Consider the following 14,952-nt stretch of genomic DNA (forward strand, 5'->3'; position numbering starts at 1 on the left):
GGTGATCACTCCAGGTAGTAGACGTTCGGGTCGGTGCCCTCGTCTTCTTTCAACTGCATCGCACGCGTGGACTCGGCCATCTGAGCGACCTCGCTGTCGGGGTCGTCCAGATCGCCCATGTTGCGGGCGTCGCCCACGCAGGTCTCGACGCAGGCCGGTTCCTCGCCGCGGTTCAGCCGGTGATGACAGAAGTGACACTTCCGGACGTTGCCGACCGGCGACTTCTTCGGTTCGCGCTCGCCGCGGTCGACGCCGTACTCGGGGCTGGTAATCTCGCCGGCTTCATCGACCTCGTCGTCGTAGTTCTCGCCGAAGTCGAAGTAGCGTGCGCCGTAGGGACACGCGATCATGCAGTACCGGCAGCCGATACAGCGATCGTAGTCGATGTTGACGACCCCGTTGTCCATCTTGTAGGTCGCGCTCACCGGACAGACCTGCACGCAGGGCGGGTTCTCACACTGCATGCAGGGCCGGGGCACGTTCGTCCGCTGGACGTTCGGGAACTCCCCGTGTTCTTCCTCCATGACGACGTTGTAGGAGACGCCCGGTGGCGTGCGGTTCTCGGCCTTGCACGCGACCGAACAGGAGTCACAGCCGACGCACTTCTGGAGGTCGATCACCATGCCCCAGCGGTGATCGTCCTCGTCGTCACCGTCGCCCTCGTCGTCTCCGTCGGTCGGTTCCTCGAGGCTCTCGGCGATCGAGGCCATCGAGCCGACGGTACAGGAGAGCGACTCGGCCACGTCGTCCTCGATGGTCTGGTCGGCACCATGATCGACGGCGGGATTCGGCGTCTCGCGGTAGACTTCACCGAACTCCTCGGCCGCGAGGTCGTCGTAGCGCTGCCAGTACTCCTCGCTCGATATCTCGCCGCGCGAGACCGCCTTGGCGTCTTCGGCCATCGCCACGCCCAGCTCCGTCGAGAAGTCGACCTCCTCGAGTTCTGCGCGGGGGTCGGCCTGCTCGTCGTCGACCATGGCGTCGAGCTGGGCCCGGTCGGGCGTGTCCGGGACGCCCGGCATCGCGTCGTTGGAACTCATCGACACCACCTCCGTCGCGGCCACGCGTCGTGGCTGGGCTGGTTCGGCGTCATACAGTGTGACCTACACGGGGTAGCCGGGAGAGGATGCAACCCATACTGTTTGGTGGTGTCCGCGGACGCGATTCCCCGGGTAACGGGGACACCAATATAGTTTGGTCCCGGGTCTGGGCCCCCGAACCGGCCGAATCCCACGCACTCGGAATACGAGCGTGGTTTTTGTGTCGGATCGACCTATCCCCGAATATGTTCCACGTCGCGACGACACGCGCCGATCCCACTGATGGGGGTGAGTCGCGGTGAACGCCGTTCTCGCGGTCTCGATCCTCCTGCGGCTGTTCGGGACCTCTTACTCGCTGGTCTTGCTCTACCGGAGCCGGGACCGTCGCTTCGCCTTCCTGACGGCGATGCTCGCGTTGATGACGACCCGACAGCTCTGGACGGCCCAGACGACCCGGACCGGACTCGAAGAGCTGCCGGGCCTGGTCGTGAGCGGCCTCGCCGTGCTGACGGTGTTTTACCTCTCGCAGTACGTCGAAGAGGAAGACCGGGTCACGACCTCCCTCCAGCGGGCCAACGAGCGATTGCGCAGTTTCCGGAAGGCCGTCGAACACGCCGGGCACGCGATCTTCCTGACCGACCCCGACGGGACGATCACCTACGCCAACCCGGCCATCGAGGACGTGACCGGGTACACTCCCGCGGAGGTCGTCGGCGAGAACCCGCGGCTCTGGAAGTCCGGCGAACACGACGCGGACTTCTACGCGGAGATGTGGGGCGAGATCACCGCGGGCAACGTCTGGGACGGCGAGATCGTCAACGAGCGAAAGGACGGCGAACAGTGCTGGGTCGACATGACCATCGCGCCGATCAGCGACGACGAGGGCGACATCGAGCGCTACGTCGCCGTCGACACCGACGTGACCGACCGCAAGCGTCGCGAACTCCAGATCTGTGAGCAAAACGCCGAGTTGGTCCTCCTGAACAACACGAACGAGGTGTTACGCGACGTTACCCGCCGCCTCGTGGAGGCGACCACCCGCGAGGAGATCGAACGCGCAGTCTGTGAGACGTTCGCCTCACCGCCGTTCTCGTTCGCCTGGATCGGCTCGGTGAACATGGTCAACGACAGCCTCGAAGTCCGGGACTGGGAGGGCGCCGACGCCACCCGCGTCAGAGCCCTCGCCGACGCGTTCACCGAAACCCCGGACGCGACCCCGATCGACCGGGCACACCACGAGGGGACCGCCGTCACGACGGCAGGGAGCGACGCCGACTGGTGTCCCGACTGCGAGCGAACGGCACTGGCCGCCATCCCGCTCGTCCACCGGGGCGTCTCGTACGGCGTCCTCGTCGTCCACGCCACGGACGCGGATACCCTGGAAGCCGTCGACACGGACGTGCTGGCGGAACTCGGCAGGACGATCGGCTACGCACTCAACGCGACCGCGAGCAGGCAGGCACTGGTGAGCGACGACGTGACCGAACTCGAGTTCCGGGTCAGCGACACCGACGATCCGCTGGTCGAACTGGCGCGGTCGCTGGCCTGTGATCTGGAACTCCAGCGTGTCTCGCCCGACGGGGACGAACTCGTCGAGTACTTCAGCATCACCGGTGCGACCGCCGACGACGTGACGGCCCACGTCGCGTCGACCGACCGGATCACCGACGGTGAGGTGCTGCGAGCCCACGACGACGGCTGTGTCGTCCGCTTCGTCGTCGACGAGACCGCCATCGTCTCGACGCTCACCGATCACGGCGGTGCCGCCATCCGCTCGTTCTCGCTCTCGGCCGACGACTGCCGACTCCGTGTCGAACTGCCCAGCCACGCGGACCCACGCGCCCTCGTCGACGCACTCCAGCGCCACCACCCGGGGATCGACCTGACCGCACGCCGGGAACGCGAGCAGCCACAGGACCCCGGGGAGACACTCCGCGAGTCGATCACTGCGTCACTCACGGACCGCCAGCAAGAGGCGCTCCGGACGGCTTACGACAGCGGCTTCTTCGCGTGGCCGCGTGACAGCAGCGGCGAGGACGTAGCCGCGACGATGGATATCAACCAGTCGACGTTCCACCAGCATCTCCGGGCAGCAGAACGAAAAGTGTTCGACGAACTGTTCGACCGGACGGAGATACGGACACCCGCCTGACACCGGTGGCCGGACGACTAGGTCAGCTGGATGTCGTCCACGTCGAAGTGGCGTTTCGCCAGCCGCCGGGCGGCCTCGATGTTTTTCCCGTCCCTGCCGATGGCGACGCCGGTGTCGTCGTGGTCGACTTCGGCGTAGGCCACGGTATCGTCGTTCTCGCTGATCGTGACGTTGTACACCGCCGCCGGCGCGAGCGCGTTGGCCACGAACGTCTCGGCGGTGTCGGCGTCCTCGATCAACTCGACGCTCCAGCCCAGATCCTCCTCGATGCGCTCGACGTTGTGCCCACCCGGACCGATGGCCTCGGCCATCTCCCCGGCTTCGACGACGAAGAGGACGCGGTCGTAGTCCTCGTCGACCACGCAGTCCCGGACGGTGACGCCGATCTCGTCCTCGAAACGGGCGAGAAACTGGCGTTCACGGTCCGAGAGCGAGATGGTCATCGGGGGTCAGTCGGCTCCTTCGCCGTCGCGGGCCGGTTCCGACCCCATCCGGAGGTTCACGTCGCCCGTCCCGAGCTTGATCGGCTTGCCGACGATGACGTTCTCCGTGACGCCGTTGAGGTCGTCGACCTCGCCGTGGATCGCCGCGTCGAGCAGGTGGTTGACCGTCACCTCGAACGCCGCCCGCGCGAGCACGGAGTCCTTCGAGCCGGAGATGCCGTGGCGGCCGATGGACTCGATCGTGCCGTCGTTGGTCATGATGTCCGCGACCAGCATGAGGTGGCGGATGTTCACGTCGTCGAGCCCCTGCTCTTCGAGCGTGTTCATCGTCTCCTCGATGATCGACTCCCGGGCGGCCTCGATCCCGAGGTTCCGGTGGATCTCGTGGATGTTGTTACAGGTCGTCCGGCTGGCGTCGACGCCCTCGATCCCGAGGACGTTGCCCAGTTCCGAGCCCTCCGTGTAGAGGACGAACTCGCCGTCCTCGCTCTCCTCGGTCTCTTCACGGCGGATGACGACGCGGTCGATGTCCTCGATCCCCTTGAAGACGATTTCCCGCAGGTCCTCCACCAGCTGGAGGAGCTCCCGATAGCTGGGCTCGTCGGGACCGAACTCGATGACCGTCTCGTCGAGCTGGACCACGTCGACGCCCAGTTTGGACTCGATGGTCTCGGAGATCTCGCCGACGATCTCCGCGAGGTTGTCCACCGTCGGCCAGCGCTCCTGGAGCGTGTCCGGGTTGAGGTCGACGCGGACGAGCATGTCGGCCACGTCCGTCGAGATGTCACCCAGCGCGAGGATGCGCGTGGCCTCGATCTTCCAGACGACCTCGTGGGCGCGCTCGCGGTTCTCCGCGAACTCGTCTTCGAGGTGGACCGTCATCATCGGCGTGTCCGGTTCCTTCCGGGCGTCCACCAGCTCGATGAGCCGGGGCAGGCCCTGTGTCACGTCGATCTCCGCGACGCCCGCGTAGTGGAACGTGTTCATCGTCATCTGCGTCCCGGGCTCACCGATGGACTGGGCCGAGACGGTCCCGACGGGATCGAGCGGGTCGACGCGCGTGTCCATGTAGCGGCTCTCGACGGCCTTGGCGATCTGGTCGGCCGCCTCGACGGTGACGTCACCGCGTTCGTCGACCGTCTCGTAGACCTTCGTCTTCAGCCGTCGGGGCAGTTCCGTGTCCTCGACGACGGCCTCGATGTCGTCGTCGACGCCGTCGAACTTCTGCTGTGGGTCGTAGTTTTCACTCATGGTTTAGTCGTCACTCTGGGCCATCCACCAGTCGTCGGCGTGTTCCGAGAGGTTCGTCGGCGAGCGCTCCTTGCCGAGGAACTCCTGTTTGGCCTCGTCGCTGTCGAATTCGGTGTCGAGCACGCGGTCTGCGATCCGGTCGACGTCGATGTCGTTGTCCTCGGAGGAGGACACCTTCACCGGACTCGTGCCGTCCTCGCCGAACTCGAACTGGACGATGGTATCCGAGGTGTCCCGGACGGTGCCGTCGTACTGGGTCTCTAGCTCGGAGAGGGCGTTGATGAGCCGACGCTGGAGGTAACCGGACTTCGAGGTACGAACGGCCGTGTCGACCAGCCCCTCGCGGCCACCCATCGCGTGGAAGAAGAACTCCCGCGGGTTCAGGCCGCCCCGGTAAGAGTGTTCCACGAAGCCGTGGGCCTCCGCCGAGAGGTCGTCGGGCTTGTAGTGGCTGAGGGTGCGGTCCTCGTAGCCACGGTTGATCCGCTCGCCACGGACCGCCTGCTGGCCGACACAGCCGGCCATCTGGGTCAGGTTCAGCATCGACCCACGCGCACCGGACTCGGCCATGACCACGGCGGGGTTGTCGTCGTCGAAGTGCTCTTCGGCGATGTCACCCGCACTGTCACGGGCCTTCCCCAGCGTCTGCATGATCTTCATCTCCAGGGTCTCGTCGACGGTGCGGCCGGGCAGCGATTCGAGTTCGCCCCGATCGTAGGTGTCGATGAGTTCCTGGACGCGGGCGTAGGCGTTCTCGATCGCCTCGTCGATCTGCTCTTCGGCCGCCGGCGAGATCGATTCGTCGTCGATCCCGATCGAGAACCCGAAGTGCATGATCGAGCGCATCGCCAGGGAGGCGACCTCGTTGACGAAGATCCGTGCGCGGGTCTTCGAGTACACCTTGGCGATGGTGTCGACGATCTCCCCGCCGAACGCGCCGACCGCGTCCTCGTCGATCGTCCCCTCGACGAGCTGGCCCTCCTCGATGACGACGTCGTCGCCGGCCGAGGAGACGAACTCCAGATTGAGTTCGTCGGGCAGCAGCTCCGAGAACACCGTCCGGCCGGTCCAGTACTCGTTGCCGGCCTCGTCGGTACCGTCGGGTTCGGGCAGTTCGTCGATCCGGGTCGCCCGGAGCAGGTCCAGCGCCTGGGTCTCGTTGAACTGCGGGTTCTGGTTGGTCAGCAGGTAGGTCCCGCTGATGTGGTCCTGGATCGCCCCGATGATGTTCTCACCGAACCGCGGCGAGAGCATCTGTTCCTGCACGCGCATCAGGACGCGGGCCTCCGCACGGGCCTCCTCGTTCTGGAGGGCGTGCATGTTCATCTCGTCGCCGTCGAAGTCCGCGTTGTACGGCGGGCACACCGTCGTGTTCAGCCGGAACGTCTTGTACGGCATCACGACGACCTCGTGTGCCATGATCGACATCCGGTGCAGCGACGGCTGCCGGTTGAAGATGATGATGTCCCCGTCGACCAGGTGTCGGGAGACTTCCCACTCGGGTTCGACCTTCTCCGCCAGTTCCTCGCAGTTCTTCTCGGTCACCTTGAGGCGACGGCCGTCCGGCCGTTTGACGTAGTTCGCGCCCGGATGGGCTTCCGGTCCGTTGGAGACGTAGCGCCGTGCCTCCTCCAGGTTGCGCTCGTTGACGTTCATCGTCTGGGTCATCTCGGTCGCGACCCGGTCGGGCACACCGACCTCGTTCAGTGAGAGGGTCGGGTCCGGCGAGATCACCGTACGAGCCGAGAAGTTGACCCGCTTCCCGGACAGCGAGCCGCGGAAGCGACCCTCCTTGCCCTTCAGCCGCTGGGAGAGGGTCTTGAGCGGCCGGCCGGAACGGTGTCGGGCCGGCGGCGTCCCGCTGATCTCGTTGTCCATGAAGGTGGTGACGTGGTACTGGAGCAGTTCCCAGAGGTCCTCGATGATCAGCTGGGGGGCACCGGCCTCGCGGTTCTCCATGAACCGCTGGTTGATCCGGATGATGTCGACCAGCTTGTGCGTGAGGTCGTCCTCGGAGCGCTGGCCGTTGTCCAGCGTGATCGAGGGCCGGGCCGTGACCGGCGGTACCGGCAACACGGTGAGGATCATCCACTCGGGCCGGGAGCGCTCGGCGTTGATGCCGAGCACCTCGATGTCCTCGTCCGGGATGGCCTCGAACCAGTCCCGGATGTCGGAGGGCATCAGCTTGTTCATGTCCTCCTCGGTGAGGTCCACGTCCAGCGCGCGCTCGATTGCCTTGCGGTCCTCCTCGCGCGGGCGGAACTCGCCGGAGAGGATCTCCTGGATCCGGCTCTGGTCGATCCCGGTGTCGTCGGCGAGTTCGACCGGGGAGGTCCCGCGGTCGTCCTCGTCGTCGGGATCCGGTTCCATCGCTTCCGCGATCAGGTCCGGGTACTCGGCGGAGAGGACCTGCTGGACCTCGTAGTAGGTCGTCGGCTTCTCGTGGTTGATGTCGTACTGCTGTTCGCCGCAGAACGGGCAGTGGTCCTTCTTGCGGGCCTGCCGGATGGCGGCCTTGGTCACGTCGTTGAGGTCGTTTCCGAGTTCGCGAGTGCGGCGGAGTCGGCTCGTGAACTCCTCGCGTTCCTCGTCGTTGAGACAGAGCCGCGAACACTCACGACAGGTCCCGCGCAGGAGCCGCCGGATGAGCTTCGCGAAGCCCACGTGGATGACGGGGGCCGCGAGTTCGATGTGGCCGAAGTGGCCGTTACAGGACCCGGAGTGTTTCCCGCAGGTCTTACACTCCAGTCCGGGGTCGATCACGCCGAGTCGCGGGTCCATCAGGCCCATGTCGATGGGGAACCCGTCGTCGTCGTAGGTGTCGGCCGTGATGACCTTCGTGGCGCTCATGTCCCGATACTCCTCGGGGTCCATCAGCCCGAAGCTGAGTTCGCCGATCTCTTTGGGTGCGTGCTGGCTCATTAGACTGCGTCCTCCAGTTCGATCCGGGGTGCGATCCCGAGCGCTTTCATCTCGTCGAGCAGGAGCTTGAACGCGTAGGACATCTCGATCTCGTGGATGTCCGTCTCCTCCTCACAGTTGGGACAGTAGACGCGGCGTTGCTCGACGTTCTCGACCGCGGCCATGCCACACTCGGCACAGACGTAGATCCACTCGCGGTCGGACTCGTCGAGCAGGCGCTCCTTCAGCGTCATGGCCGCGCCGTGCCCGATGAACACGTCCCGTTCCATCTCACCGATACGCAGGCCACCCTCGCGGGCACGCCCTTCGGTGGGCTGGCGGGTCAGCACCTGCACCGGCCCGCGCGAACGGGCGTGCAGCTTGTTCGAGACCATGTGGTAGAGCTTCTGGTAGAAGATCGTCCCGACGAAGATGTCGGCCTCGATCTGTTCCCCGGTGACGCCCGAATACATGATCTCCTTGCCGCTGGACTGGAAGCCGTGCTCCTCCAGCGAGTCGCGGAGTTCCTCCTCGTCCTCGCCGGTGAAGGGCGTCCCGTCGACGCGGCGTCCTTCGAGGGAGCCGACCTTGCCGCCCAGCATCTCCAGCACGTGGCCCACCGTCATCCGCGAGGGCAGGGCGTGCGGGTTGAGGATCAGGTCCGGCACGACGCCCTCCTCGGTGAAGGGCATGTCCTCCTGGGGTGCGATGTGGCCCACCACACCCTTCTGGCCGTGGCGGCTGGCGAACTTGTCCCCGAGTTCGGGGATCCGCTCGTCGCGCACCTTGACCTTCGAGAGCTTCGAGCCGTCCTCACCTTCCATGAGCGTGACGGTGTCGACCACACCACTTTCGCCGGAGCGCATCGTGACAGAGGTCTCCCGGCGTTTCTGGGGTGAGAGGCCGCCCATGTCGTCCGGTTCTTCCAAAAATCGGGGTGGGGAGGTCTTCCCCAGCAGGACGTCGTTCTCGCCGACCTCGGTCTCGGGGTTGACGAGACCGTCCTCGTCGAGGTGGGTGTACGCTTCCTCGCCGCGGGCCCCGCGCACGTCGTCGTCGGGGACCTCGAAGCGGTCCTCCTGGCCGCCGGGGTAGCGGCGTTCCTCGCCCTCGTAGGTCCGGAAGAAATGGGAGCGCGCGAGCGCCCGATCGACCGAGCCACCGTTGAGCACGAGTGCGTCCTCGATGTTGAACCCCTCGTAGCTCATCACGGCGACGACGAAGTTCTGGGCCGCCGGTCGGTCGTCGTACCCGATCTGCTCGGTGGTCTGGGTCTTGACCATCGAGAGCTGCGGGTAGTGCAGGAGGTGCTGGCGCGTGTCCGGGCGAATCCGGTAGTTCGCGCTCGGCAGTCCCAGCGACTGCTTGATCATCCCCGACCCCATCGTAATCCGGGGACTGGCGTTGTGTTCCGGGTACGGGATCATCCCCGCACCGATCCCGAAGATCAGCTGCGGGTCGACTTCGAGGTGCGTGTGGTCCTCGGTCACGTCGTCCTCGTCGACGGCGACGAGGATGTCCTCTTCCTCCTCGGCGTCGATGAACTCGACGTAGCCCCGGTCGACCAGTTCGTCGAACTCCAGTTCGCCGGCCTTGACCGCGGCGACCTCCTCCTCGGAGATGAGGGGCTCACCGTCCTCGACGACGATCAGCGGGCGGCGCGCCCGGCCGGCGTCGGCGTTGACGATGACCTCGTCGGTGCGATCCTTCACCGAGACGTTGACCATCTCGCTGACGTCGCCCCGTCGTCGGGCCTGTCGGATGTCTTCTGCGAGCTTCTCCGGTTCGGGATGTGTCCCGACCAGACTGCCGTTGACGTATACTTTGGCGTCTCTTCCCTGACTCATGTGTTAGTCGTCCGCTGGCTGCTGCTGATCGATGGACTCGATGCCCGGGATTCCGGAGACGCCCATCGACGCGAGTTCGTGTTTCAGTTCCTGTTCGTCCTCGATGTTCTGTGACAGCTCCATCGCCTGCGCGAAGTTCTTCACCAGCCCACAGTTGGGGCCCTCCGGCGTCTCGGAGGGACAGATCCGCCCCCACTGGGTCGCGTGCAGGTCACGCGCCTCGAAGTGGGGCTGACTGCGCGAGAGCGGCGAGCGGAGACGGCGCAGGTGGGAGAGAACCCCCATGTAGTCCGTCCGGTCCACGAGCTGGGACACACCGGAGCGGCCGCCCACCCAGTTGCCCGTCGCGATCGGGTGTTCCAGCCGCTCGGTCAGCACGTCCGAGCGCACGACCGTCGACACCGACAGCTGCCGGTTGCGCATGTTCGCGCGTTCGAGCTGGTACTTCACGTCCCGTGCCAGCTTGTTCAGCGCCGTCCGGAACAGGTCCTTCATCAGGTCGCCGCTGACCTTGAGGCGCTTGTTGGCGTAGTGGTCCTTGTCGTCGGATTCACGGCGGCCCAGCGCAAGCTCGAAGCAGGCCTCGGCCATCCGGCAGAGGTAGTACGCCTTGTTGATCCGGACCTCCTCCTCGTCGACCCCGTCCTCGTGGAGGTGCGGGAGCAGGTACCGGTCGATGACGTAGTTCGCGCGCTTGAGCTGGTAGTTCTTGCCCTGGCCGGAGGCGACGCGTTTCCCGAGCGTCTCGATTGCCTCCTCGGTCGTCTGGACCTCGGCGGCCTCCAGATTTTCGAGCATGAACTTCACGATCTCGGGGTCGTCGCTGACCCGGTGGACGATCTCCTCGTCAGACTCCAGGCCGAGCGCGCGCACGAGCGTGACGAAGTTGATGCTCCCCGAGACCGACGGGAACGAGACTTCGAGGATGCCGTCGCGGGTCCGCTCACAGAGCACGAGGGCGCGGTAGCCACGGCGCTGGGAGAAGGTCTTGGCGACCTGGATCTCGTCGCCGTACTTGGTGTCGTACTCCGCGAGGATCTTGTTGGGTGCGAGGTCCTCGCTGGTCATCAGGACTCGCTCGGACCCGTTGACACAGAAGTAGCCACCGGGGTCGGCGGGGTCCTCGCCGATGTCGATCAGTTCGTTGTCGGTGAACCCGGAGATGTTACACTTGTTCGACCCGACCATGATCGGCATGCGGCCGATCTTGGTCTCGGTCTGGTCGACGACGTGTTCCTCTTCTTCCTTCCCGCCCTTGATGATCCGCATCTCCATGAACACCGGCGCAGCGTAGGTGATGTTCCGGAGGCGGGCTTCCTGCGGGTAGAGCAGTTCCTCGGAGCCGTCGGCCTCCCGAACGCGGGGCGTGACGACGCGCACGTCGCCGAGTTCGACGTAGACGGGCTCTTCGCCCTCCTTGTCGCCGATGTCGGTCTCGATCGTCTCTTTCTCGTCGACCACTTCCTGCATTCCCCGGTCGAGGAACGCGTTGAACGAGCGGAAGTGGTGTTCTGCGAGCCGTTCCCTCGAAAAGTACTCGCGCGAAATCGCGCGTCTGTCGTCCATCCTCATTTATTCCACCACGAGCCGGTATACGACCGCCTGATCCGTCGTGCGGGAGTCGCGGACGATCTCGATGACGTCGCCCACGTCGGCCTCGTCGGGGAGGGCCGGATCCGCACGCTTGATCTTCGGCAGGTCTGTTCGATCGATGTTGTACTCCTGAAGCACGTCCTCGAGGTCCTCGTCGTCGAGAACGTTGTGTTCCGGTACGAGTTCGTGTTCGCTTACGTCTACCATGTGTGGCCTGGCTGGCTGGAGAAGGTTGCTGTCACGAGATACTACAGCGTCCTTGCGCCGCAGGCCATTTAAGACTTGTCAAAACCCGCCGAGCGGCGCTACGCGACCCCCGTTGCCGGGGACGAGACAGGCGTGTTCACCAGACAGTACGAGAACTGCGCACATAGGAGTTTGGGTTACTGGGTCCCATTGACACGCCCGACGGTCGCGTCGGCGGGTCGAAATCGGCGGGGGACAGTGGGTCGTGGGAACGGGTGACGACGCGGGTCGCATTGGAAAGTCTTAATACTGCCACCCGGATACGATGAGATGCGTTCGCCCGGATGGTGTAGTGGCCCATCATACGACCCTGTCACGGTCGTGACGCGGGTTCAAATCCCGCTCCGGGCGCTTTCTGCCGACGCCAATTCGTGAGCGACCGCGTTAGCGGTCCGAACATCGGCGTCGGCGAAAGGTCCAACGAGATTTGAAGCAGGGAACAGCTTTGCTGTGACCGGGGTTCAAATCCCGCTCCGGGCGCTTCTACTGCGAACAACTCGCCGAGAACCGCGCAGCGGTACGAGAATTGAAATCGGAGACCGAAGCAACCGCTACCGGATGGGGAACACGAAAGACACGGGAGACACGACAGAGGCGAGAATCATCCACGCGCTGATCGCTCGGGGATACAGCGTCTCGATCCCGTTCGGGGACAACGACAGCTACGACCTGATCGTAGATGCGGAGTCGACGCTCTACCGAGTCCAGTGCAAAACGGGGTGGCGCGAAGACGGCCGCGTTCGGTTCAAAACGGCCAGCAAGACGACCGTCGACGGTGACACTGTGGCGAGGGACTACGGCGATTCCGTCGACGCGTTCGCCGTCCGATGTAAGGACACCAACCAGCTGTACTGGGTACCGGAATCGAAAGCGGGGCGAAAGAACACCTATCTCAGAGTCGAGGAAGCGGATATCGATCATCCGAGCGTCAACGATGCCGCGTCGTTCAGGTTCGAGTCCGCGCTCCCGTGACGGAGAGAAGGCAGCCGTCGTCGAGCACCTACCACGGTTCCCACGACTGAGAACGCGGGCCAAAGGGTATTGTGGCGGGGGCTGCTACTGCGGGTATGAGCAGCCGAGACGACGCGCCCCGGGAGATGCCCAAGGCGCTGGTCGAGGACTACCTCGAACAGGAGGCGGGGACGCGTGCGTTTCTCGACGATCTGCAGAAACTGGCCGCCGAGGGGCGACGGGCGACGGTCCGCGATCGGTTGCGGGAGTTCGCCGAGCACTCCCAGGGAGCCTTCTTCGCCGTCGCGTTGAGCCTGGGTGGGTCGGCGCAGTTCTTCGCGGACGTGGAGGCCCAGATGGACGTCGAGACAGGTGGGAAGCTCCGGGATCTGAAGGAGACCTACGGGAACCTGGCCGACGAGTTCAGCATCGTCCGCTCGGAGCAGACCAAGGACCGACACAACCCGGTGACGAGCCTGAGCACCGCGACGACCTACCAGAGCGACGAGGAGGTGCCGCTGGTCGAGTACACGCCGCTGTCGGGGGAGATGGAACTGTACGAGGGCCGGGAGTCGCCGGAGGAGATTTTGCAGGTCGCTCACTTCATGGTGCGGGCGACGACCGACGCGCTGGACGTGGCGCTGGAGAACGATCAACCCGTGAACACCGAGGAGTTGAGTGCGCTGATCGACCGCCGTGAGGAGTTGGAGTCGGAGCTGGGGGCACTCAGGGATCAGATCGACGAGTTACGGCGGACGCCGGTGGACGAGTAGCGGGCGATCCGAACGGAGTGAGGATCGCCGACTGAGCGAGCGGTGACGAATGGAGCCGCGAGTAGGGAGATTCGAGCGGAGCGACGAATCTCCGGACGTGCGAACGGGCGCTCCGCGCCCGTGAGCAGCGGGCGGTCGAGCGAAGCGAGGACGACCGAAGGGAGTCCTCGAAACGCGAACGGACGGAGTCCGTGAGCGGTACGAAGTGAGCCGTGAGCAGGGAGATTCGACCGAAGGGAGAATCTCCGAACGAGCGAACGGCGAGAGCGAGACTCGACTGGAAGGAGAGTCTCGAAACGCGAACGGACGGAGTCCGTGAGCGGTACGAAGTGAGCCGTGAGCGTCGGGGTCGACCGGCGTCGTATCAGGCGGCCACGGTCCGGAGTCGAGGGAGATACAAGAGTTATATGTCGCGGGTGGGTACCACTGTGGAGACACCCCAGTATGGACGAGCGACTCAGGAACCAAGTGGAGAAGGAGCGCCGGGATCTAACGATTCTGCGGGCGGTCATCGCGGAGGGGCCCATCGGGATCGTCAAGCTATCGGATCGGACGGACGTGCCGGAACACAAGGTGCGGTACTCGTTGCGGATGCTGGAAAACGACGAATTCATCGAGCCGACGCCGGAGGGGGCGGTGCCGGCCGACGACATCGGGGAGCGACTGGCGCAGGTCAACGAGGGGATCGACGACCTGATCGGTCGACTGGAACGGGTCCGTGACGACGACGTCGAGATGCCCTGACCCACGGGGACGGACCGAGCACGAACTTTCATGGGAGGGAGGTTACACGTATAGGCATGGACGTGACGGACGCGGCCGAGGAGTGCACGGCGGTACTCGACGAGGTACAGTCGGCGGTCATCACGGACCGGCGCTTTCTGGAGCGGGTGTTGACGGGGATTCTGGCGCGCGGACACGTCCTGTTCGAGGACGTGCCGGGCGTGGGAAAGACGCTCACCGCGCGCAGTCTGGCGACGGCGCTGGGGCTGGAGTTCTCCCGGGTCCAGTTCACCCCCGATCTCCTCCCCTCGGACGTGACGGGCACGAACGTCTACGACGAGGGCGATGGCAGCTTCGAGTTCGCCGAGGGACCGATCTTCGCGAACGTCGTGCTGGCCGACGAGATCAACCGCGCGCCGCCGAAGACCCAGGCCGCGCTGCTGGAGGCTATGGAAGAGCGACAGGTCACCGTCGACGGCGTGACCCACCAGCTTCCGGAGCCCTTTTTCGTGATGGCGACCCAGAACCCCGTCGAGCAGGAGGGGACGTTCGCGCTGCCGGAGGCCCAGCGCGACCGGTTCATGATCAAGAGTTCGATGGGCTACCCCGAACGGGACGGCGAACTCGAGCTGCTGGAGCGGCGGGCGAGTCGCACCGCGCAGGCTCCCAGTGTCGGGTCGGTCGTCGATCCGGAGACGGTGCGGGACCTGCAGGCGGTGCCCGAGTCGGTGACCGTCGAGCGCAAGGTCCGCGAGTACGTCGTCGACCTCGGGCGAGCGACGCGGCGGGACGAGCGCGTCGAGGTCGGCGTCTCACCGCGGGGTATCCAGCGGTTGTTCGAGGCCGGTCGCGCGTACGCGGCCATCGCCGGCCGTGACTACGTCGTTCCCGACGACGTGAAGCAGGTGGCCGACGCGGTCTTTGCCCACCGGCTCGTCCTGACGGCCGAGTCGAGCGTTCGGTCCGTCTCGAAGCGGAGAGTACTGGAGGACGTGCTCGACAGGGTGGAAGTGCCGACCGTCGACGAGTAGA

Annotated in this window: 12 protein-coding genes and 1 tRNA gene; 6 read left to right on the forward strand and 7 right to left on the reverse strand. The window is 65.3% G+C overall.

What is annotated here, in order from left to right; genetic code table 11:
* Positions 1-5: 5 nt before the first annotated feature.
* Positions 6-1,049 carry a 4Fe-4S dicluster domain-containing protein gene (locus tag BV210_RS06655; protein WP_371340833.1) on the reverse strand — a complete coding sequence of 348 codons (1,044 nt, stop codon included), beginning with the start codon at positions 1,047-1,049 and terminating at the stop codon, positions 6-8.
* A 289-nt stretch (positions 1,050-1,338) separates the two neighbouring features.
* Here BV210_RS06655 and BV210_RS06660 point away from each other — a divergent pair, with 289 nt between their 5' ends.
* Positions 1,339-3,192: a bacterio-opsin activator domain-containing protein gene (locus tag BV210_RS06660; RefSeq protein ID WP_077205879.1), complete on the forward strand. Its 1,854-nt coding sequence runs from the start codon at positions 1,339-1,341 to the stop codon at positions 3,190-3,192.
* Between the two features lie 17 nt (positions 3,193-3,209).
* Here the strand turns inward: BV210_RS06660 and BV210_RS06665 are convergent, their stop codons facing one another.
* From BV210_RS06665 to BV210_RS06690, 6 genes are read right to left on the reverse strand one after another with little or no spacing between them, the layout of a single operon-like run.
* On the reverse strand, positions 3,210-3,635 hold the full coding sequence (locus tag BV210_RS06665) for a NusA-like transcription termination signal-binding factor (RefSeq protein ID WP_077205880.1): 426 nt from the start codon (positions 3,633-3,635) through the stop codon (positions 3,210-3,212).
* Between the two features lie 6 nt (positions 3,636-3,641).
* Positions 3,642-4,886, reverse strand: coding sequence for a DNA-directed RNA polymerase subunit A'' (gene rpoA2, locus BV210_RS06670; protein WP_077205881.1), 1,245 nt, complete (start codon positions 4,884-4,886; stop codon positions 3,642-3,644).
* Between the two features lie 3 nt (positions 4,887-4,889).
* Positions 4,890-7,808 carry a DNA-directed RNA polymerase subunit A' gene (locus tag BV210_RS06675; RefSeq protein WP_077205882.1) on the reverse strand — a complete coding sequence of 973 codons (2,919 nt, stop codon included), beginning with the start codon at positions 7,806-7,808 and terminating at the stop codon, positions 4,890-4,892.
* The gene (rpoB, locus tag BV210_RS06680) at positions 7,808-9,634 is read right to left on the reverse strand and encodes a DNA-directed RNA polymerase subunit B (RefSeq protein WP_077205883.1); all 1,827 of its coding nucleotides are present in this window, start codon (positions 9,632-9,634) and stop codon (positions 7,808-7,810) included. Before rpoB ends, BV210_RS06675 begins: the two co-directional genes overlap by 1 nt.
* A 3-nt stretch (positions 9,635-9,637) precedes the next feature.
* Positions 9,638-11,206 (reverse strand): DNA-directed RNA polymerase subunit B'', encoded by a 1,569-nt coding sequence (locus BV210_RS06685; RefSeq protein WP_077205884.1) that lies wholly within the window; start codon positions 11,204-11,206, stop codon positions 9,638-9,640.
* A complete protein-coding gene (locus BV210_RS06690; protein ID WP_077205885.1) occupies positions 11,207-11,434 on the reverse strand; it encodes a DNA-directed RNA polymerase subunit H in 228 nt (75 codons plus the stop codon).
* Between the two features lie 317 nt (positions 11,435-11,751).
* Between BV210_RS06690 and BV210_RS06695 the strand changes: the two genes are divergently transcribed.
* The 5 genes from BV210_RS06695 (at position 11,752) to BV210_RS06715 (ending at position 14,951) form a co-directional block, all read left to right on the forward strand.
* A tRNA-Asp gene (locus BV210_RS06695) sits at positions 11,752-11,824 on the forward strand.
* A 207-nt stretch (positions 11,825-12,031) separates the two neighbouring features.
* Positions 12,032-12,445, forward strand: a complete 414-nt coding sequence (locus tag BV210_RS06700) for a group I intron-associated PD-(D/E)XK endonuclease (RefSeq protein WP_077205886.1) — start codon at positions 12,032-12,034, stop codon at positions 12,443-12,445.
* Positions 12,446-12,540: 95 nt separating this feature from the next.
* Positions 12,541-13,197: a hypothetical protein gene (locus BV210_RS06705; protein WP_077205887.1), complete on the forward strand. Its 657-nt coding sequence runs from the start codon at positions 12,541-12,543 to the stop codon at positions 13,195-13,197.
* A 444-nt stretch (positions 13,198-13,641) separates the two neighbouring features.
* Entirely contained in the window at positions 13,642-13,941 is a 300-nt protein-coding gene (locus BV210_RS06710) for a winged helix-turn-helix transcriptional regulator (RefSeq protein WP_077205888.1), read from the forward strand.
* 56 nt (positions 13,942-13,997) lie between these two features.
* Positions 13,998-14,951, forward strand: a complete 954-nt coding sequence (locus tag BV210_RS06715; RefSeq protein ID WP_077205889.1) for a MoxR family ATPase — start codon at positions 13,998-14,000, stop codon at positions 14,949-14,951.
* The last annotated feature ends 1 nt before the right edge of the window (position 14,952 follow it).

It is taken from the genome of Halorientalis sp. IM1011, from assembly GCF_001989615.1.
Lineage (GTDB): Archaea > Halobacteriota > Halobacteria > Halobacteriales > Haloarculaceae > Halorientalis.